The following is an 18,664-nucleotide window of genomic DNA, read 5'->3' as shown; positions in this document are numbered from 1 at the left end:
CTACTGGCCGGAGGTGTACTTCGTCGGGATGGCGATCTGCTCGCCGGCCTGCAGCCCCGAGCCGTCGAGAGCGTTGAGGCTGATGACGTCCTGCACGAAGTCGCGCGGGTCGGCGTTCGGCGCGGTGTCCTCAGCCAGCTGCCAGAGCGTCTCGCCCGGCTGGATGGTGACGGTGTCGAAGTGCGTCCGGGCTCCACCGGCGGCGGCGTCACCGGCGGACGCCTGCCCGCCGTTCAGGACGAAGAAGGCGACGACGATGAGGAGAGGGAGTGCTGCGAGCGTCGTGAAGACGATGCGCCCGCGGCGCGTCAGGCGCAGGCGGACGCGTGCGGCGGGGGCCGCGGTGCGCTGGATGTCAGCGATGGCGATGGTGCTCATGTCGTTCTTGCCTTCCCGTTCGGGTGAACCGAAGTCGTGTACCGAACATAGTTTCGAATCGGACGTCGCACAAGTCCTGGGAGAGGATTTCTGCGGGGTTTTCTTGCGACACGCTCGAACAGGTGTTTGTCCGGGGTTGACCGGTCGGATACTGTTTCGATCGACTGGGACAAGTCAAGCGGGGACCACCGACATTCCCGCCACGGCCGCTCAGCACCGACGAAAGCGAGACGACGTGGTGGACGAACTGCGGGGCCAGAAGCCGCTGACCGCGAAGCAGCAGACGATCCTCGACGCCATCCGTGCGTCCATCGCCTCGCGGGGGTACCCGCCGAGCATGCGCGAGATCGGCGACGCGGCCGGGCTGTCCTCGTTGTCGAGCGTGTCCCACCAGCTCGGCCAGCTCGAGCTCGGCGGTTGGATCCGCCGTGACCCGAACCGCCCTCGCGCGCTCGAGGTCCTGGTCGACGAGCCGACGCCCGACGTCACCGGACCCGACGTCGACGCCACCACGCTCGTCCCCCTGGTCGGCCGGATCGCCGCCGGTGTGCCGATCACCGCCGAGCAGCACGTCGACGAGATCGTCCCGCTCCCCCGTCAGCTCGTCGGTTCGGGCGACCTCTTCATGCTCAAGGTCGTCGGCGAGTCGATGATCGACGCCGCGATCTGCGACGGCGACTGGGTGGTCGTCCGCTCGCAGCAGACCGCCGAGAACGGGGACATCGTCGCCGCGATGCTCGACGAAGAGGCGACCGTCAAGGTCTTCCGCCAGCGCGACGGTCACACGTGGCTGCTCCCCCGCAACACCGCGTTCGAACCGATCCTCGGCGATGCGGCATCGGTGCTCGGCAAGGTCGTCGCGGTCCTCCGCTCCCTCTGACCCGCGCACAACCAAGATCGGCTCGAACCACGAGATCTCGTGGTCCGAGCCGATGTGCGTTGTGCGGTGTTGAACGGAACCGCGGCCGGACCGGACCCGCGTGGCGGACGCGGGGCGGGCCTCCCGGCCGTCAGCCGTCAGCCGTCGCCGGCCGTCAGGACGAGACGGGGGCGACCACGTACGGGTCGAGCTCCGCGACCTGGCGCTGGAAGACGCGCACGCGCAGGCGCGTGCCGTCCTCCACGTAGTCGACGGACTCCACCGCACCGGTGTCGTGCAGCGTCGACACCAGGTCGCCGCGGTCGTACGGCACGACGACCGTGAGCTCGACGTCGGGCTCCGGCAGGCGGTCCTCGATGACGCGGAGCAGCTCGTCGATGCCCTCGCCCGTGCGCGCCGACACGAAGACCGCGTCCGACGCCAGGCCGATGAGCACCAGACGCTGGGCGTCGTCGATCAGGTCGGCCTTGTTGAACACGACGATCTCGGGGATGTCGTGCGCACCGACGTCGCCGATGACCTCGCGCACGGTGGCGAGCTGCGCCGCGGGGTCGGGGTGCGAGCCGTCCACCACGTGCACGATGACGTCGGCCTCGCCGACCTCCTCGAGGGTGGAGCGGAACGCCTCGACCAGCTGGTGCGGCAGGTTCCGGACGAAGCCCACCGTGTCCACGAAGGTGAACTCGCGGCCCTTGGTGCTCTCGGTCCGGCGAACCGTGGCGTCGAGCGTCGCGAACAGCTGGTTCTGCACCAGCACACCGGCGCTCGTCAGGCGGTTCAGCAACGAGGACTTCCCCGCGTTGGTGTAGCCGGCGATCGCGACGCTCGGCACCTCGTTGCGGTGCCGGTCGGCACGCTTCGCCTCGCGCGCGGGCCGGAACCCGGCGATCTGGCGGCGGAGCTTCGACATGCGGGTGTGGATGCGACGACGGTCGAGCTCGATCTTCGTCTCACCGGGGCCACGGGACCCCATGCCAGCACCGCCGGAGACCTGGCCACCGGCCTGCCGGGACATCGAGTCGCCCCAGCCGCGCAGTCGTGGCAGCAGGTACTGGAGCTGCGCGAGTTCGACCTGGGCCTTGCCCTCCCGGGTCTTCGCGTGCTGGCTGAAGATGTCGAGGATCACGGCCGTGCGGTCGATGACCTTGACCTTCACGACGTCCTCGAGCGCACGGCGCTGCGACGGGGCGAGCTCGGTGTCCGCGATCACCGTGTCGGCGCCGGTGGCCTTGACGACCATCGCGAGCTCTTCGGCCTTGCCCTTGCCGAGGTAGGTCGCCGGGTCGGGATTCGGCCGGCGCTGCAGGAGTCCGTCGAGGACGACGGCGCCCGCGGTCTCGGCCAGGGCGGACAGCTCGCGCAGCGAGTTCTCGGCCTCTTGCGCATCGCCGTGCGGGTACACGCCGATCAGGACGACCTGTTCGAGCCGCAGCTGGCGGTACTCGACCTCGGTGACGTCCTCGAGCTCGGTGGAGAGGCCGGCGACGCGGCGCAGGGCCGCCCGGTCCTCGCGGTCGTACTGGTCGCCGTCGCCGTCCCAACTCGGGTCGTCGACCGAGCGGGTCTGGATCGCCTGGGCGGGGGCGAAGATGGACGATGCTGCGCGGCGGTCGGCGTTGCGCAACACCCGTTCGACGACACCGTCTGCGCTGTCGTCGTTGGTCTGGTCGTTCTGCTGATGGGTATCCGTCATCCTGTCCACAGGGTACCTCCGGCGGCCCTCGGACACACCGGGTTCCCGCTACGGTTCATCCATGGCGAACGACCACTACTTCTCCGCGAACCCGTCATCGGACACCCGCGAACGCCAGATCGACGTCACCCTCGCTGGCCGACCGCTCACGCTGACGACCGCGGCAGGGGTCTTCAGCCCGGACGGCCTCGACCGCGGCACGCGCGTGCTGCTCGGTGCCGTCCCGCCGCCCGCGCACGACGGCGCGCTGCTCGACATCGGCTGCGGCTGGGGGCCGATCGCGATCACGATGGCGCTGCACTCCCCCGACGCCCAGGTGTGGGGCGTCGACGTCAACGAGCGCGTGCTCGGACTGGCGCGTGCGAACGCCGAGGCAGCCGGAACCGCCAACGTCACGATCGCCCTGCCCGATGACGTGCCGGCCGACCTGCGGTTCCGGACGATCTGGTCGAACCCGCCCATCCGCGTCGGCAAGGACGAGCTGCACGAGATCCTGCTGACCTGGCTGCCCCGGCTCGAGGTCGAGGGCGACGCCTGGTTGGTGGTGTCGAAGGACCTCGGGGGCGACTCGTTGCAGAAGTGGCTCGTCGGCGCGCTCGGCACCGGGTTCCACGTCGCGCGGGCGTCCACGGACAAGGGGTTCCGCGTCATCCGCGTGCGCCGGACGGCGTAGGGACGGCACCGAGCGCCGGCGTCGCCCGGCCGGGCCGCGCCCGCGCCACTTCGTGAGCAGAAATGGTCGAGTCGCCGCAGCGCACCCGACCATTTCTGCTCACGAAGCGAAGCGCGCCGCGCGCGCCGCCCGGCTCGCGGCCCACGCGGCCCACGCGGCCCGCGGCCCCCGCGCCCGGCGTCAGACCGTCAGGTCCCCGGAGAACACGAGCTCGGCCGGCCCGGACAACGACACGTGCTCGCCGTCCTCCGCCGCGAACATCCGAACCGTCACGACCCCGCCCGGCACCCGGACGCGCCAGGTGTCCGGCGCGCCGGAGCCCACCCAGTACCGCGTCGCCAGGGCCGCCGCCACCGCACCGGTGCCGCACGACAGCGTCTCGCCGCTGCCCCGCTCGTGCACCCGCATCGTGATCTCGCCGACGCCGTCGTTGATGAGTGGGTCGCCGGGCAGCACGAACTCGACGTTGGCGCCGTGTTCGGGCGCCGGGTCGAGCACCGGCAGGAAGGTCAGGTCGAGGTCGGCGAGTTCGTCCTCGGTCGCGACGGCGACGACGACGTGCGGGTTGCCCACGTCGATGCCGATCCCGGGACGAGCACCGTCGAGGTTCTTGGCGCGCACCATGACGTCGTCGGAGCCGCCGTCCTCGATGCCGAGTCCCCACCGGCCGAGGTCGGCAGCGAAGCCGTTCGTGGTGCGCTGGATGTCGACGAGGCCCTTGCGGCTGCCGACGGTCAGCGTCTCTCCGGGCGCCAGCTCGACCAGGCCGGACTCGGTCAGGTAGCGCGCGAACACCCGGATCCCGTTGCCGCACATCTCGGCGACCGTGCCGTCGGCGTTGTGGTAGTCCATGAACCAGGTCGCCGCGGGTTCGACGGCCACCAGGGCGCGCCCCTCGGGGATCGCCTCGGACCGCACCGCACGGATCACGCCGTCGCCGCCCACGCCGAAGCGTCGGTCCGCGATCGCGCGGATCCGCTCGGGGGTCAGGTCGACGGTGGCGTCGGGGTCGGCGAACAGGACGAAGTCGTTGCCGGTCCCCTGGCCCTTGGTGAAGTGCAGCTCGGTCACGGGACGATCCTACGGGCCAGTTCCGACAGGTCCCCGCGGTCCGCTCCGGTGACGTCGAGGGTCTCGGCGTCGGCGTAGCGGCGGAACCAGGACACCTGCCGCCGTGCGTACTTGCGCGTCGCGATGCCGGTCGCCTCGACCGCGGCCTCGACCGTGGAGCTCCCCCGCAGCACGTCGAGCGCCTGCGAGTACCCGATCGCGGCCCGCGCCGTCTTGCCCTGCTCGATGCCCTGCTCGCGCAGCGCGGCTACCTCGTCCACGAGCCCGGCGGCGAACATGCCCGCCGCGCGCGCGTGCAGCGCCGCGACGAGTTGCTCGCGGTCCCGTCGCAGGTGCAGGATCCGGGACGGTCGCCACGCGCGGGGCGCGGACGGGAGGCTCGGGGTCACGACCTCGGATCGGCTCGCGATCTCGAGTGCGCGGATCAACCGCCGTGGGTTGCGTGCGTCGATCGTCGCTGCGGCTGCCGGGTCCATGCCGCGCAGCCGTTCGAGCAGGATGCCCGGACCGAGCTCGTCGTGCTCGCGTTCGAGCCGCGCGCGGAGTTCGGGGTCGGTGCCGGGGAACGCCAGGTCGAACAGCACCGACGACACGTAGAGCCCGCTGCCGCCGACGAGCACGGCGACGCCACCGTCGGCACGGATCCGGTCGACCTCGGCTCGGGCAGCCACCTGGTAGGCGGCGACGCTCGCCTCGTCGGTGACGTCGAGCACGTCGAGTTGGTGGTGCGGGATGCCGTGCCGTTCGTCGAGCGACAGCTTCGCGGTGCCGATGTCCATGCCGCGGTACAGCTGCATGGCGTCGGCGTTGACGATCTCGGCGTTCCGGCCGACGGCGCGGAGGCGCTCGGCGATGGCGATGCCGAGGTCGGACTTGCCCGTCCCCGTCGCACCGACGACCGCGATCAGGTCGGCATCGGTCGCGTCGCGGGGGTGCCCGTGGTCCGGGACCGGGTCGCGCCCGAGGTCGTCCGGTCCACCGAGGGCTTCAGCGCCCGACACGGAGCGTGGGCAGCCCGAGCGACACCGGGCGTGGGCCGTCGCTGGGCGCCGTCGGCGTCGGCACGCCGCAGCTCTCGGCCTCGGCACGGTCCCAGGCGTCACCCGCGCGGGTGCGTCGGACGCGCAGCGGAGCATCGTCGTCGGCGATGAGGAAGTGCGGAGCAGCCCGGGTGATCTGGACGGTGACGACGTCACCGGGGCGCGGGACCGCGGAGCCCTCCGGCACGGCGAAGTGCACGAGCCGGGAGTCCTCGGCGCGTCCGGACAACCGGCGGGTGGCGTCGTCCTTCCGCCCCTCGCCCGTCGCGACCAGCACCTCGACGCTCCGGCCGACCTGCGCCGCGTTCTCCTCGGCGGTGATGCGTTCCTGCAGGGCGACGAGCCGCTCGTACCGCTCCTGCACCACCTGCTTCGGCAGTTGGTCGTCCATCGTCGCCGCGGGGGTGCCGGGGCGGATCGAGTACTGGAACGTGAAGGCGCTGGCGAACCGTGCCTGCTCCACCACGCGGAGCGTGTCCGCGAAGTCCGCTTCGGTCTCGCCGGGGAACCCGACGATGATGTCGGTGGAGATGGCAGCGTTCGGGATCTTCGCGCGCACCCGGTCGAGGATGCCGAGGAACCGCTCGCTCCGGTAACTGCGGCGCATCGCCTTGAGCACCCGATCCGAGCCGGACTGCAACGGCATGTGCAGCTGCGGCATCACGTTCGGGGTCTCGGCCATGGCGTCGATGACGTCGTCGGTGAAGGCCGCCGGGTGCGGGCTCGTGAAGCGGATGCGCTCGAGGCCGTCGATGGTGCCGGCCGCGCGCAGCAGCTTGCCGAAGGCCTGGCGATCGCCGAACTCGACCCCGTACGAGTTCACGTTCTGTCCGAGCAGGGTGACCTCGATCGCACCGTCGTCCACGAGCGCCTGGATCTCGGCGAGGACGTCGCCGGGGCGGCGGTCCTTCTCCTTGCCACGGAGCGACGGGACGATGCAGAACGTGCAGGTGTTGTTGCAGCCGACCGAGATCGACACCCACCCGCTGTGGGTCGAGTCGCGCTTGGTGGGCAGCGTCGACGGGAACACGTCGAGCGCCTCGAGGATCTCGATCTGTGCTTCGTCGTTGTGGCGTGCACGCTCGAGCAGGGTCGGCAGTGACCCCATGTTGTGGGTGCCGAAGACGACGTCGACCCACGGCGCCTTCTCGAGGATGACGTTCTTGTCCTTCTGCGCCAGGCACCCACCGACGGCGATCTGCATGCCGGGGTGGTCGCGCTTGATGCCGGCGAGCTGCCCGAGGTTGCCGTACAGGCGGTTGTCGGCGTTCTCGCGCACAGCACAGGTGTTGATCACGACGACGTCGGCCTGCTCGCCATCCGCCGCCGTGTAGCCCGCCGCCTGCAGCGACCCGCTCAGTCGCTCGGAGTCGTGGACGTTCATCTGGCACCCGTAGGTGCGGACTTCGTAGGTGCGCTGGCGCGCTGCGACGGTGGCCATGGTCGTCCCAGTGTAGGTCGGGGCGACTACTCGAAGCGCACGGTCCCGCGGCCCGTCGGAGGCCGACGTCCGCCGCCGTCGAGGGCACGCTGGACGGCGATCCGCACCACGCCCGAGCCGTAGCCCTTGCGCATCAGGAAGCCGGACAACCGACGCTCGGCGGTCGCTCGGTCGAGCCCGCGCAACTGCGGCGCGCGCTTGTCGGCGAGCTCCTGGGCGCGGATGAACTCGTCGTCCTCGTCGTCGGCGGCTTCGTCGAGCGCGGTGTCGATCGCGATCTGGTCGATGCCGCGTCGCCGGAGCTCGGTCACGACGCCCTGCCGCCCCAGACCCTTGCGGGCGTGCAGGCGGTCCACCAGGTCGGTGGCGAGCGCGACGTCGTCGAGCAGCCCGACGCGGGTCAATCGTTCGATCTCGTGCTCGACCACGTCGGGGTCGAGGTCCTGTTGCGTGAGGAGCGTCCGCATCTCGGACTCGCTCACGCCCTTGCGACCGAGCGCGCGCATGCTGAGCCGCTCGGCGTCGGCACGCTGTTCGTCGAGCGGACGAGGAGCATCCGCAGGGTCGAGTTCCCCGCCACCGGCGATCGAGAAGACCGATGCCGTGGTGGCGTCCGCGCCGTCGTCGGCGTAGCCGTCCTGCTCGGCCCGAGCGCTCCGGCCGGACCCGTCACCGATGACCGGCGAGACCCAGTCCGCCTGCGCACGCGCCCCGCGGATCGGCAGTGGGACGGGGGTGTCCGCGTCGTCTTCGAGCACGGGATCCGGGACGTCGGACAGCGGCCGGTCGGGCGTGGGAGGAGCGGTGGGCTCCGCAGATGCCGGGGCCCGACGACGGGACCTCGCACCGAACAGGTCGGTGACCGGTGCGAGGCCGTCGTCGTCGTGGTCGGTGCTCACGCGCCCTTGCGCTCCGCGAGCTTCGGCGCGATCGACTCGACCGGGGCGTCCTCGGCCTTGGCACCGCCGACGCCGAGCTTGGCGAGGATCTTGCCTTCGATCTCAGCAGCCGTGTCCGGGTTCTGGATCAGGAAGGAACGCGAGTTCTCCTTGCCCTGCCCGAGCTGGTCACCGTCGTAGGTGTACCAGGCACCCGACTTCTTGACGATGCCGTGGTCGACACCGAAGTCGAGCAGCGAGCCTTCGCGCGAGATGCCGACGCCGTACAGGATGTCGAACTCGGCCTGCTTGAAGGGCGGCGCCATCTTGTTCTTGACGACCTTGACGCGCGTGCGGTTGCCGACGGCGTCGGTCCCGCTCTTCAGCGTCTCGATGCGACGGATGTCGAGGCGGACGGACGCGTAGAACTTCAACGCCTTACCGCCAGAGGTGGTCTCCGGGGAACCGAAGAACACACCGATCTTCTCGCGCAGCTGGTTGATGAAGATCATCGTGGTCTGCGTCTGGTTCAGCCCACCGGCGAGCTTGCGCAGGGCCTGTGACATGAGGCGGGCCTGCAGACCGACGTGGGAGTCGCCCATCTCGCCCTCGATCTCGGCGCGCGGCACGAGTGCGGCGACGGAGTCGATGACGATGAGGTCGATCGAACCGGAGCGGACGAGCATGTCCGCGATCTCGAGCGCCTGCTCGGCGGTGTCCGGCTGCGACACGAGCAGGGCGTCGATGTCGACACCGAGCTTCTTCGCGTACTCCGGGTCGAGCGCGTGCTCGGCGTCGATGAAGGCTGCGATGCCACCGGCGCGCTGGGCGTTGGCGATGGCGTGGATCGTGAGGGTCGTCTTACCCGACGACTCCGGACCGTAGATCTCGACGATGCGGCCGCGGGGCAGTCCGCCGATGCCGAGCGCGACGTCGAGCGCCACCGACCCGGTCTGGATGACGTTGACGGGGGCGCGTTCGTCCGAACCGAGGCGCATGATCGCACCCTTGCCGAACTGCCTGTCGATCTGTGCGAGTGCGGTCTCGAGGGCCTTTTCGCGGTCTGCCGGTGATGGCATGGGGTGCTCCTTCGTGCTCGTGTTCGGCCGCCTGTAGGCTGTCGCGTCCACGCCGGCCGGTGGTGCAAGGCCGATGGTTCTGCGACAAGGCTTCGGGCTGTTCCCGATGTCCATCAACCTATGGCTGGCCACCGACATCACTGCCGACGGTCACGCGATCTGTGGATGGAACACCCGGGCGACGCCGCTGTGGAGGAACGTACCACCGATCGAACACCCGTTCGAGCAACACGCCGAACAGAGTTTCGGGCGACGGAGCCGGCACGATCGGAGGAGCACGCGCCTCAGTTCTGCGGCTCGGCCAGCCCCTTGCCGTGCCGCCGGTCCAGCGGGACGTCCTGCGAATCGCACAGCGCGTCCCACACCCGGCGGGCGTCGATGCCGGCGTCCAACGCGTCCACGGCCGAGCGGCCACCGAGGTCCTCGAGCACGACGTCACGGGTGACCACGGATCCGTAGGCCTCGCCGAACACCTGGTCGACGGCACGCCAGAACTCACTCACCCGCATCCGCCAAGCCTAGAGCGTCCGCGAACGCAGGGCCTCCCCGCACGCGCAGTACTCCCGGACGCAGAACGCCCCCGCCGGGAGGTTCCGGCGGGGGCGTTCAGTGCGAGGCGCTCAGCGCACCGCGAGGTCGTTGTCGAACTCTGCGACGAGGTCGTCCGGGAGCGTGTCGGGGACGGGAGTGAGTCCCTCGACGATCGCGAGACGGTCGCCCACCTCGCGCATGATCGTGGAGATGGGGGTGTCCAGCGCATCCGCGACGGACGCGAGGATCTCCGAGCTGGCCTCTTTCTGACCACGCTCGACCTCACTGAGGTACCCGAGGGCCACACTGGCCTTGGACGCGACCTGACGGAGGGTCCGGCCCTTCTGCAAGCGGAAGTCCCGAAGCACATCGCCGATTTCCTGACGAACGAGAACCATGAGAACTCCTCCTCTCTGTCGTCTCCGCGCCCGCCCGATCCGGAGGATCGAGTTCGGGTTCAGCAACTTTAGCGTTGCCGGTTGAAGCATGCTAACCAGGCTGGCTGCCGTCCTGCTGGAGATTGCGTGAGATGTAACCCAGTGGAAACGGGACCTATTCCCGGCCCCGGACCACGGACGACATCCGTGTCAGGAGTTCGGAGACGGACGCCGTCCGGATTGCACCGCGGTCCCCGTCGAGGTGGAGTTCCCAGGCAGTGGCGCCGTCCGCCGACGCGATCCCGACGAACACGGTGCCGACGGGCTTGCCGTCCTGCGGGTCCGGCCCCGCGACGCCGGTCGTGCTGATCCCCCACGTCGCCGGCTCGCCGTCGACGGACAGCGCGGTCCGGACACCGGCAGCCATCTGCCGCGCGACCTCCGGGTCGACGGCGCCGTTGGCGGCCAGCAACTCGGCCGAGACCCCGAGCACGCTGTGCTTGACGGGCGTCGCGTAGGCCACGACTCCCCCGCGCACCACGGCGCTCGCCCCCGGTACGCCGACGAGCGTCGACACCACCGATCCGCCGGTGAGCGACTCCGCCACGGCGACGGTCTCACCGCGACGCGTCAGCTCGGCGACCAGGGACTGCGCGATCGCGTCGACCGTGTCGGCCGGACCGGGAGGCACGGTGCCGGTCGCGTCGTCGGCCTGCGTCACGCGGTGGTCCGGTTGTGCTTCCACGCCTGGTACAGGTAGTCGATGCCGCTCAGCACGGTCGCCAGGAAGGCGGCGGTCATCAGGATGCCGTTGACCCAGTGCGCCCAGTCGCCGACGAGCTCCCACCACGGGAACAGTGCCGCCGTCAGGGCGACGGCCTGCAGCACGGTCTTGATCTTGCCGCCGCGGCTGGCCGGGATCACCCGGTCCGACAGCACCGCGAAGCGGAACACCGTGATGCCGATCTCGCGCACCATGATCAGGACGGTCACGTACCAGGGCAGCTCCCCGAGGATCGACAGGGCGACGAGCGCGCCGCCGATCAGGACCTTGTCGGCGATGGGGTCGACGAGCTTGCCGAAGTCGGTGACCAGGTTCTGCCGGCGGGCGATGATGCCGTCGGCACTGTCGGTGACGATCGCGACGACGAAGACGACCGCGGCCCAGATGCGCAGTGGACCGTCGTTGCCGGCGTCGGCGAGGAGCAGCACGAAGAACAGCGGCGCCATGAGGATGCGCACCACGGTGATGATGTTCGCGACGTTCGCCGTCGATGCGGGGCCGGGGCCCTTGCGGAGCAGTCGCCCGCGCCAGGGGAACTTCGCGCCGTGTGTCGTGTCCGTGCCGTCCGAGGCGGTCATCGCCTTCACTCCCTGCCCGTCAGTCCCCACGCGTCCTCATCGGGCTCGTCGTGCACTTCATCGTACCCGCGGGTCATGTCGCCCACGGGGTCGGCGCCGTACCGGTCGCCGTCGTCACTCGGACCGGGCGCGGGGGCCACGGGCGCCGGAGCGGCGGGCGGCTCCTCGCCACGGAGCTTCGCGAGCACTGCGGGCAGCTGGTCCGCGGTGACGAGCACGTCGCGAGCCTTCGACCCCTCGGACGGCCCGACGATGTCGCGGGACTCCATCAGGTCCATCAGTCGACCCGCCTTCGCGAAGCCGACACGGAGCTTGCGCTGCAGCATCGAGGTGGACCCGAACTGCGTCGAGACCACCTGCTCGACCGCCGCGAGGAGCAGCTCGAGGTCGTCGCCGATGTCGGCGTCGATCTCCTTGCGCTCGACCACGGCCTGGACGTCCTGGCGGTACTCGGGCTGGGCCTGCCGTGTGACGTGCTGGACGACCTCGGCGACCTCGCCCTCCTGCACCCAGGCACCCTGGACGCGGAGCGACTTGGACGACCCCATCGGCAGGAAGAGCGCGTCGCCCTGCCCGATGAGCTTGTCCGCACCGGGCTGGTCGAGGATGACGCGGGAGTCCGTGACGCTCGTGACCGCGAAGGCGATGCGCGACGGCACGTTCGCCTTGATCAGGCCGGTGATGACGTCCACCGACGGACGCTGCGTCGCGAGCACCAGGTGGATGCCGGCTGCACGGGCGAGCTGGGTGATGCGGACGATCGACTCCTCGACGTCGCGCGGGGCGACGAGCATGAGGTCGGCGAGCTCGTCGACCACGACGAGCAGGTACGGGTACGGCTTGAGCTTCCGCTCGCTGCCCGCCGGCAGGACGATCTCCTCGTTCTCGATCGCCTTGTTGAAGTCGTCGACGTGGCGGAACCCGAACGACGCCAGGTCGTCGTACCGCATGTCCATCTCCTTCACGACCCACTGCAGCGCTTCGGCCGCCTTCTTCGGGTTCGTGATGATGGGCGTGATGAGGTGCGGGACACCCGCGTAGATCGAGAGCTCGACGCGCTTCGGGTCGACCAGCACCATGCGGACCTCGGACGGCTTCGCGCGCATGAGCAGCGACGTGATCATCGAGTTGATGAAGACCGACTTGCCGGAACCGGTCGAACCGGCGACGAGCAGGTGCGGCATCTTCGCCAGGTTCGCGACGACGAAGCCGCCCTCGACGTCCTTGCCGACGCCGATCGTCATCGGGTGCTTCGACTTGCGGGCGGCGTTCGAGCGCAGCACGTCGCCCAGGGACACGATCTCGCGGTCGGTGTTCGGGATCTCGACGCCGATCGCGCTCTTGCCGGGGATCGGCGAGAGGATGCGGACCTCGTTCGAGGCGACGGCGTAGGACAGGTTCTTCGACAGCGCCGTGACCCGCTCGACCTTGACGCCCGGACCGAGCTCGATCTCGTACCGCGTGACCGTCGGCCCACGGGAGAACCCGGTGACCTTCGCGTCGACCTTGAACTCGGTGAGCACACCGGTGATGGCGGCGACGATGTCGTCGTTCGCCTGACTGCGGGCGACCGAGGGCGTGCCGGAGCTGAGGGTCGTGGCGGCGGGCAGGCGGTACGGCTTCGACGGGTCCTCGTCGGACCCGGCTGCGGCCGCACTCAGCTCGGCGGCGGCGTCGTCCGGCTCGTCGACGACCTCGGGTTCGGACAGGACCGCAGGCACCGCCGGTCGGATGTCGGCGGTCGGTTCCGGACGCGCGGGGACGTCGGTGCCGAACGCCCGGAGCGCCTGCTCGGCGTCCTGCAGGTCCTGCTCGACGGAGTCGTTGAGGTTGACCGACGCGGGCTCGGCGGGTGTCAGGTCGACCAGGCCGGCCGCGGCGCCGGCGTTCGGGTTCGTGGTCGGTGCGGCCGCCGCGGGAGCAGCCGCAGCCGTGGGCGGGGCCGTCGGAGCGACACCGGTCGCCGGGGGCAGGACGGGGCTGTCGTACGCCGGGTCCTCTTCGCGCCCGGACTTGTTCCGGCGCCACCACGGCACGTTGTCGCCGTCCGCCGCGCCTTCGGCAGCGGCCTGCTCGTCGCCGAAACCGAGGTCGTCGAACAGCTGGAAGTCGGTGTCGCTCTTCTTGCCGCGCTTCGACGTGCGGGTGCGGGTGGCGGGCTCGGCCACGGCCGCGGCAGCCTCGGGCTCGGCAGCCGGGGCCGGCGCACCGAACAGGTACGCGTACAGCTCGTGCAGGCGACGACCGACCTTGTTCGGCGGCGTCTTGGTGATGATGAAGAGCGAGAGCACGAGCAGCACGATCGCCACCGGGACCGCGACCCACGCGGTCGCGATGGTCACGAGCCAGCCGATCACGACCCAGCCGAGCACCCCGCCGGCCGCGGCCAGCGCGGGCATGCCGTCGGCTGCGCTCGGCTGACCACCGAAGACGTGGCAGAGCGAGGCGATGGAGACGAGCAGGATCCCCAGGCCGATGCCGATGCGGGTGTTGTCGTGCACGGAGGCCGGGTGCCGGAACAGCCATCCGGCGAAGACGATCATGATCACCGGCAGCGCGAACGCCAACCGGCCGAACAGTCCACCGAACGTGTAGGCGTCGAGTGCGACGGACACGTCGTTCGTCGGGTTGAGCCACTCGACGACCGCACCGGCGATGGCCAGCACGAACAGCAGGAACGGGAACCCGTCGCGCCGCTGGTCCTTCTCGAGCGACTCCTTGCCGAGCAGCCGGAACACCGCGCCGACGCCGTGCGCCATCGCGAGCCAGAAGGTCACGAGCGGGTTCTGCTCGCGGAACACCGGTGTCGGTGCAGCCTGCGGCAGCTTCTTCGTCGTGGCCTGGGTGCGCGACGAACCACGCGTCCCGTTCCCACGGGACGACGTGGACGCGCGCGAGCGCGTGGTCGACTTGGTGCCTCCGGCCATGGGCAGAACCCTAATCCCCACTCAGGACAAACCAAGGGAGGCCCGCCGCAGCGTCCGTGACGGACGCTGGACGGGCCTCCCGGTCGACCGCGATGAACGCGACTGACGCGACTGACGCGCTACGCCTCGATGACCACCGGGACGATCATCGGACGGCGGCGGTGCTTGGTGTTGACCCACCGGCCGACCGTGCGGCGGACGACCTGCGCGAACGCGTGCGAGTCCCGCGTGCCGTTCGCGGCCGCCTCGGCGATCGCCTTGGCGATCTGCGGACGGACGTCGTCGAACACGGAGTCGTCCTCGGCGAAGCCGCGCGACTGGATCTCCGGGCCGATGACGCACTGGCCGGTGGTGAAGTCCACCGCGGCGAAGACCGAGATGAAGCCCTCTTCCGACAGGACACGGCGGTCCTTGAGGTCGGCGTCGGTGATCTCGCCCACGGTCGAGCCGTCGACGTACACGTACCCGATGTCGAGCTGCCCGGCGACCGTCGCGACGCCGTCCTTCAGGTCGACGACGATGCCGTCCTGCCCGAGGATCACGTTGCGCGGCGGCACACCCGTCTGGATCGCCAGGTCGGCGTTCGCGTACAGGTGGCGGTGCTCGCCGTGGACCGGCAGGACGTTGCGCGGACGCAGGATGTTGTAGCAGTAGAGCAGTTCGCCGGCCGAGGCGTGTCCGGAGACGTGCACCTTGGCGTTGCCCTTGTGCACGACCTTCGCACCGAGCTTCGTCAGCCCGTCGATGACGCGGTACACGGCGTTCTCGTTGCCGGGGATGAGGGACGACGCGAGGATGACGGTGTCGCCCTCGCCGATCTCGATCTGGTGCTCGAGGTTCGCCATCCGTGCGAGCACGGCCATCGGCTCGCCCTGCGACCCGGTCGACATGTAGACGATCTGGTCGTCGGGGACGTTCTTCGCCTTCTTCGTGTCGATGAGGACGTTCTCGGGCACCCGGAGGTAGCCGAGGTCGGCGGCGATGGTCATGTTGCGGATCATCGAGCGCCCCATGAACGCGACCTTGCGGTTCGCGGCCGCGGCGGCGTCGAGGACCTGCTGCACACGGTGCACGTGCGACGAGAAGCTCGCCACGACGACCTTCTTGCGTGCCCGCATGATGATGTTCTCGAGCACCGGTCCGATGTCCCGCTCGGGCGCGGTGAAGCCCGGCACGTCGGCGTTGGTCGAGTCCGGCAGGAACAGGTCGACGCCGGCCTCACCGAGACGCGCGAACGCACGGAGGTCGGTGATGCGGTCGTCCAGCGGGAGCTGGTCCATCTTGAAGTCACCCGTGTGCAGGACACGACCGGCAGGGGTCGTGATCGCGACGGCGAGGGCGTCCGGGATGGAGTGGTTCACGGCGACGAACTCGAGGTGGAACGGGCCGAGCTGTTCGGTCTGGTCCTCGGCCACGACGAGCGTGTACGGCTTGATCCGGTGTTCCTTGAGCTTCGCCTCGACGAGCGCGAGGGTCAGCGTGGAGCCGATCAGCGGGATGTCGTCGCGGAGCTTCAACAGGTACGGGACGGCGCCGATGTGGTCCTCGTGACCGTGCGTGAGCACGACACCGAGGACGTCGTCGAGGCGGTCACGGATCGGCGCGAAGTCCGGCAGGATCAGGTCGACCCCGGGCTGGTGCTCCTCGGGGAAGAGCACGCCGGCGTCGACGATGAGCAGCTTGCCCTCGTACTCGTAGACGGTCATGTTGCGACCGATCTCGCCGAGTCCCCCGATGGGGATGACGCGGAGGGTGCCGGGTTCGAGCGGCTGCGGTGTGGAGACTTGTGTGGGCATTCGGTCCTACGGATTCGGGCGACGCGCGGGGAGCGCGCCGCGGTGTTCGCTAGCGGGTGGTGCCTGGCACCTTTGGCAGTGCGCCGCCGGCCGCTGCGTTGCGGTCGGGGCGGAAGTTCGAGAAGTCGGCGCCGGGCACGTCGCGCACGGCTTCGAGCGAGGTCTCGATGGCGTACGCCTCGGAGTCCTCGGGGCCGACGAGCGGCAGACGGACGCGCGGGCTGCCGATGCGGCCGAGCCCGTGCAGGATGTACTTCGCCGCGACGGTGCCGGGCACGTGGGTCATCACGGCGCGGACGAGCGGCTCGACGCGCTTGTGCTCGGCGGTGGCGGTCGCCAGGTCGCCGCGGTTCACGGCGTCGACGATGGTGCGGTACGGCGTGCTCGTGATGTTCGCGGTGACGCCGATCAGGCCCGTCGCGCCGATGGACAGGTGCGGGAGCACGTTGGTGTCGTCGCCGGAGAAGTACATCAGGTCGGTGTTGTTCAGCACGCGGGACACCTCGGCGAAGTCGCCCTTGGCGTCCTTCACGGCGAGGATGTTCGGGTGCTTCGACGCGCGCAGGATCGTGTCGTAGGTGATCGGGATGCCCGTGCGCCCCGGGATGTCGTACAGGATCACCGGCAGGTCGGTGGCGTCGGCGATCATCCGGAAGTGGGTGAGCACGCCCGACTGGGTCGGCTTGTTGTAGTACGGCGTGACGATCATGACGCCGTCGGCGCCGGCCCGCTCGCTCTGCTTGTAGAGGTGGATCGCGTGCGCGGTCTCGTTCGAGCCACCGCCCGTGATGATCTTCGCGCGGCCCGCGGCGACGGACTTGCCGACCTCGACCAGACGGAGCTTCTCGGGATCGGTCAGGGTGCTCGTCTCGCCGGTGGTGCCGGTGACGACGATGCCGTCGGCGCCGGCCGTGATGCAGTCGTCGATGTGCTGCTCGACGCCGGGCCAGTCGACCTCGCCGTCGGCCGTGAACGGGGTCACGAGGGCGACGAGGACCTGACCGAAGGGATTCTCACGCGGGGACACGGGCACCAGCGTACCGGGGATGGGCGCGATGGCCGCCGTCCGGGTGGACGGTCGCCTGCCTGCGGCGCGGACGGGAGGCCCGGATCACGTCCGTCAGGCGCTGCCCGCCCGGTGGGAACCAGGTTCCGGACACCACACCACGCGATTGCGCGGTGCCGTGTCCGGAACCTGGTTCCGAACGCTCAGGGGCGCCGCCACTCGAGGAAGCGGTAGCGGGTCCCGGTGCGGGATTCCTGCCACGGGCCCTCGTCGACGAGCGACCAGTCGGCCGACCCGGCGAGCGTCGGAGCGACGGTGTCGCCGGGCACGTCGACGTCGATGACGGTCTCGGACACCCGCTCGGCACGGTCCAGCGCTGCGGCGTAGACCTGCCCGCCGCCGATGACCCAGACGGTCTCGTCGGCACCGTCGGCACCGTCGAGGGCGGCCGCCAGCTCGTGCACGACCTCGGCGCCGTCCGCCGACCACGACGGGTCGCGGGTGAGCACGACGTTGCGCCGACCGGGCAGCGGACGGAACCGCTCGGGCAGGGACTCCCAGGTGCGACGGCCCATCAGCACCGTGGCGTCACCGGTGACCTGCTTGAAGTGCGCGAGGTCCTCGGGCACGTGCCAGGGCATGCCACCGTCGGCCCCGATGACCCCGCCGGTCGACCGGGCCCACACCATGCCGATCATCAGACCGCGACCGCGGCCTTGATCGACGGGTGGTGGTGGTAGCCGACGACCGTGAAGTCCTCGTACTCGTAGTCGTCGATCGAGTCCCTCGGTGCGAGCTCCAGGGTCGGCAGGGCGTACGCCGTGCGGGACAGCTGCTCCTCCACCTGCTCGACGTGGTTGTCGTAGACGTGGCAGTCGCCGCCGGTCCAGACGAAGTCACCGACCTCGAGCCCGGTCTGTGCGGCGATCATGTGGGTGAGCAGGGCGTACGACGCGATGTTGAACGGGACCCCGAGGAACATGTCCGCGCTGCGCTGGTAGAGCTGGCACGAGAGCTTGCCGTCGTTGACGTAGAACTGGAAGAACGCGTGGCACGGCGCGAGTGCCATGTCCGGGATGTCCGCCACGTTCCAGGCCGACACGATGAGCCGTCGGCTGTCCGGGTTCGTGCGGATCTGGTCGATCACCTGGGCGATCTGGTCGACGTGCTCGCCGGACGGGGTCGGCCACGAGCGCCACTGCACGCCGTAGACCGGGCCGAGGTCGCCGCCCTCGTCCGCCCACTCGTTCCAGATCCGGACGCCGTGTTCCTGCAGCCAGGTCGCGTTGCCGTCGCCGCGCAGGAACCAGAGCAGCTCGTACGCGATCGACTTGAAGTGCACGCGCTTCGTGGAGACGAGCGGGAAGCCCTTCGACAGGTCGTAGCGGAGCTGCGCACCGAACAGACTGCGGGTCCCGGTGCCGGTGCGGTCGCCCTTCGGCGTGCCCTCGGTGAGGACCCGTCGGAGCAGGTCTTCGTAGGGGGTCGGCACGGTGGGGTCGGGCTGCACGGTCTCGCTGTCGCTCACACAC

Annotated in this window: 18 protein-coding genes; 2 read left to right on the top strand and 16 right to left on the bottom strand. The window is 70.2% G+C overall.

Features of this window, described 5'->3' with window-relative positions; translation table 11 throughout:
• Entirely contained in the window at window positions 1–378 is a 378-nt protein-coding gene (locus ACGH48_RS06815; RefSeq protein WP_123313541.1) for a LysM peptidoglycan-binding domain-containing protein, read from the bottom strand.
• 235 nt (window positions 379–613) lie between these two features.
• On the opposite strand from ACGH48_RS06815, the gene lexA reads away from it, so the two are divergent.
• Window positions 614–1,258: a transcriptional repressor LexA gene (gene lexA, locus ACGH48_RS06810; RefSeq protein ID WP_123313540.1), complete on the top strand. Its 645-nt coding sequence runs from the start codon at window positions 614–616 to the stop codon at window positions 1,256–1,258.
• A gap of 154 nt (window positions 1,259–1,412) precedes the next feature.
• Here lexA and hflX read toward each other — a convergent pair whose 3' ends face one another.
• On the bottom strand, window positions 1,413–2,951 hold the full coding sequence (gene hflX / locus ACGH48_RS06805; protein WP_396290718.1) for a GTPase HflX: 1,539 nt from the start codon (window positions 2,949–2,951) through the stop codon (window positions 1,413–1,415).
• 61 nt (window positions 2,952–3,012) lie between these two features.
• On the opposite strand from hflX, the gene ACGH48_RS06800 reads away from it, so the two are divergent.
• Window positions 3,013–3,624 (top strand): methyltransferase, encoded by a 612-nt coding sequence (locus ACGH48_RS06800; protein ID WP_340196213.1) that lies wholly within the window; start codon window positions 3,013–3,015, stop codon window positions 3,622–3,624.
• 180 nt (window positions 3,625–3,804) lie between these two features.
• Here ACGH48_RS06800 and dapF read toward each other — a convergent pair whose 3' ends face one another.
• The 14 genes from dapF to ACGH48_RS06730 form a co-directional block, all read right to left on the bottom strand.
• Entirely contained in the window at window positions 3,805–4,695 is an 891-nt protein-coding gene (gene dapF, locus ACGH48_RS06795; RefSeq protein ID WP_111084599.1) for a diaminopimelate epimerase, read from the bottom strand.
• Window positions 4,692–5,603 carry a tRNA (adenosine(37)-N6)-dimethylallyltransferase MiaA gene (gene miaA / locus ACGH48_RS06790; RefSeq protein ID WP_396291109.1) on the bottom strand — a complete coding sequence of 304 codons (912 nt, stop codon included), beginning with the start codon at window positions 5,601–5,603 and terminating at the stop codon, window positions 4,692–4,694. Before miaA ends, dapF begins: the two co-directional genes overlap by 4 nt.
• A 79-nt stretch (window positions 5,604–5,682) precedes the next feature.
• The gene (gene miaB, locus ACGH48_RS06785; RefSeq protein WP_396290717.1) at window positions 5,683–7,176 is read right to left on the bottom strand and encodes a tRNA (N6-isopentenyl adenosine(37)-C2)-methylthiotransferase MiaB; all 1,494 of its coding nucleotides are present in this window, start codon (window positions 7,174–7,176) and stop codon (window positions 5,683–5,685) included.
• 26 nt (window positions 7,177–7,202) lie between these two features.
• Window positions 7,203–8,075: a regulatory protein RecX gene (locus ACGH48_RS06780; RefSeq protein WP_396290716.1), complete on the bottom strand. Its 873-nt coding sequence runs from the start codon at window positions 8,073–8,075 to the stop codon at window positions 7,203–7,205.
• Window positions 8,072–9,133, bottom strand: coding sequence for a recombinase RecA (gene recA / locus ACGH48_RS06775; protein WP_123313535.1), 1,062 nt, complete (start codon window positions 9,131–9,133; stop codon window positions 8,072–8,074). The genes ACGH48_RS06780 and recA overlap by 4 nt, the downstream gene beginning before the upstream one ends.
• Before the next feature lie 284 nt (window positions 9,134–9,417).
• Window positions 9,418–9,642 carry a DUF3046 domain-containing protein gene (locus tag ACGH48_RS06770; RefSeq protein WP_123313534.1) on the bottom strand — a complete coding sequence of 75 codons (225 nt, stop codon included), beginning with the start codon at window positions 9,640–9,642 and terminating at the stop codon, window positions 9,418–9,420.
• A 111-nt stretch (window positions 9,643–9,753) separates the two neighbouring features.
• Window positions 9,754–10,062, bottom strand: coding sequence for a helix-turn-helix domain-containing protein (locus ACGH48_RS06765; RefSeq protein WP_027464765.1), 309 nt, complete (start codon window positions 10,060–10,062; stop codon window positions 9,754–9,756).
• Window positions 10,063–10,216: 154 nt separating this feature from the next.
• On the bottom strand, window positions 10,217–10,732 hold the full coding sequence (locus tag ACGH48_RS06760; protein ID WP_396291108.1) for a CinA family protein: 516 nt from the start codon (window positions 10,730–10,732) through the stop codon (window positions 10,217–10,219).
• 26 nt (window positions 10,733–10,758) lie between these two features.
• Window positions 10,759–11,403, bottom strand: a complete 645-nt coding sequence (gene pgsA / locus ACGH48_RS06755) for a CDP-diacylglycerol--glycerol-3-phosphate 3-phosphatidyltransferase (protein WP_396290714.1) — start codon at window positions 11,401–11,403, stop codon at window positions 10,759–10,761.
• 5 nt (window positions 11,404–11,408) lie between these two features.
• Window positions 11,409–14,330, bottom strand: coding sequence for a DNA translocase FtsK (locus tag ACGH48_RS06750; RefSeq protein ID WP_123313532.1), 2,922 nt, complete (start codon window positions 14,328–14,330; stop codon window positions 11,409–11,411).
• Between the two features lie 119 nt (window positions 14,331–14,449).
• Entirely contained in the window at window positions 14,450–16,126 is a 1,677-nt protein-coding gene (locus ACGH48_RS06745) for a ribonuclease J (RefSeq protein ID WP_340196207.1), read from the bottom strand.
• Window positions 16,127–16,175: 49 nt separating this feature from the next.
• Window positions 16,176–17,153, bottom strand: coding sequence for a 4-hydroxy-tetrahydrodipicolinate synthase (gene dapA / locus ACGH48_RS06740; protein ID WP_123313656.1), 978 nt, complete (start codon window positions 17,151–17,153; stop codon window positions 16,176–16,178).
• 182 nt (window positions 17,154–17,335) lie between these two features.
• Window positions 17,336–17,830 carry a dihydrofolate reductase gene (locus ACGH48_RS06735; RefSeq protein ID WP_396290713.1) on the bottom strand — a complete coding sequence of 165 codons (495 nt, stop codon included), beginning with the start codon at window positions 17,828–17,830 and terminating at the stop codon, window positions 17,336–17,338.
• Complete coding sequence (locus ACGH48_RS06730; protein WP_396290712.1) at window positions 17,830–18,660, bottom strand: thymidylate synthase; 831 nt, start codon at window positions 18,658–18,660, stop codon at window positions 17,830–17,832. Before ACGH48_RS06730 ends, ACGH48_RS06735 begins: the two co-directional genes overlap by 1 nt.
• Between the last annotated feature and the right edge of the window lie 4 nt (window positions 18,661–18,664).

The organism is Curtobacterium pomorum, assembly GCF_044497295.1.
GTDB lineage: Bacteria > Actinomycetota > Actinomycetes > Actinomycetales > Microbacteriaceae > Curtobacterium.
This window is presented reverse-complemented; position numbering and strand designations above follow the sequence as displayed.

What these genes read in the sequence shown, in the direction of transcription:
- ACGH48_RS06815 (WP_123313541.1), bottom strand. Translation starts at nt 378, where the DNA reads ATGAGCACCATCGCCATCGCTGACATCCAGCGCACCGCGGCCCCCGCC.
- hflX (WP_396290718.1), bottom strand. Translation starts at nt 2,951, where the DNA reads ATGACGGATACCCATCAGCAGAACGACCAGACCAACGACGACAGCGCA.
- ACGH48_RS06800 (WP_340196213.1), top strand. Translation starts at nt 3,013, where the DNA reads ATGGCGAACGACCACTACTTCTCCGCGAACCCGTCATCGGACACCCGC.
- miaB (WP_396290717.1), bottom strand. Translation starts at nt 7,176, where the DNA reads ATGGCCACCGTCGCAGCGCGCCAGCGCACCTACGAAGTCCGCACCTAC.
- recA (WP_123313535.1), bottom strand. Translation starts at nt 9,133, where the DNA reads ATGCCATCACCGGCAGACCGCGAAAAGGCCCTCGAGACCGCACTCGCA.
- ACGH48_RS06770 (WP_123313534.1), bottom strand. Translation starts at nt 9,642, where the DNA reads ATGCGGGTGAGTGAGTTCTGGCGTGCCGTCGACCAGGTGTTCGGCGAG.
- ACGH48_RS06765 (WP_027464765.1), bottom strand. Translation starts at nt 10,062, where the DNA reads ATGGTTCTCGTTCGTCAGGAAATCGGCGATGTGCTTCGGGACTTCCGC.
- pgsA (WP_396290714.1), bottom strand. Translation starts at nt 11,403, where the DNA reads ATGACCGCCTCGGACGGCACGGACACGACACACGGCGCGAAGTTCCCC.
- ACGH48_RS06750 (WP_123313532.1), bottom strand. Translation starts at nt 14,330, where the DNA reads ATGGCCGGAGGCACCAAGTCGACCACGCGCTCGCGCGCGTCCACGTCG.
- ACGH48_RS06745 (WP_340196207.1), bottom strand. Translation starts at nt 16,126, where the DNA reads ATGCCCACACAAGTCTCCACACCGCAGCCGCTCGAACCCGGCACCCTC.
- ACGH48_RS06735 (WP_396290713.1), bottom strand. Translation starts at nt 17,830, where the DNA reads ATGATCGGCATGGTGTGGGCCCGGTCGACCGGCGGGGTCATCGGGGCC.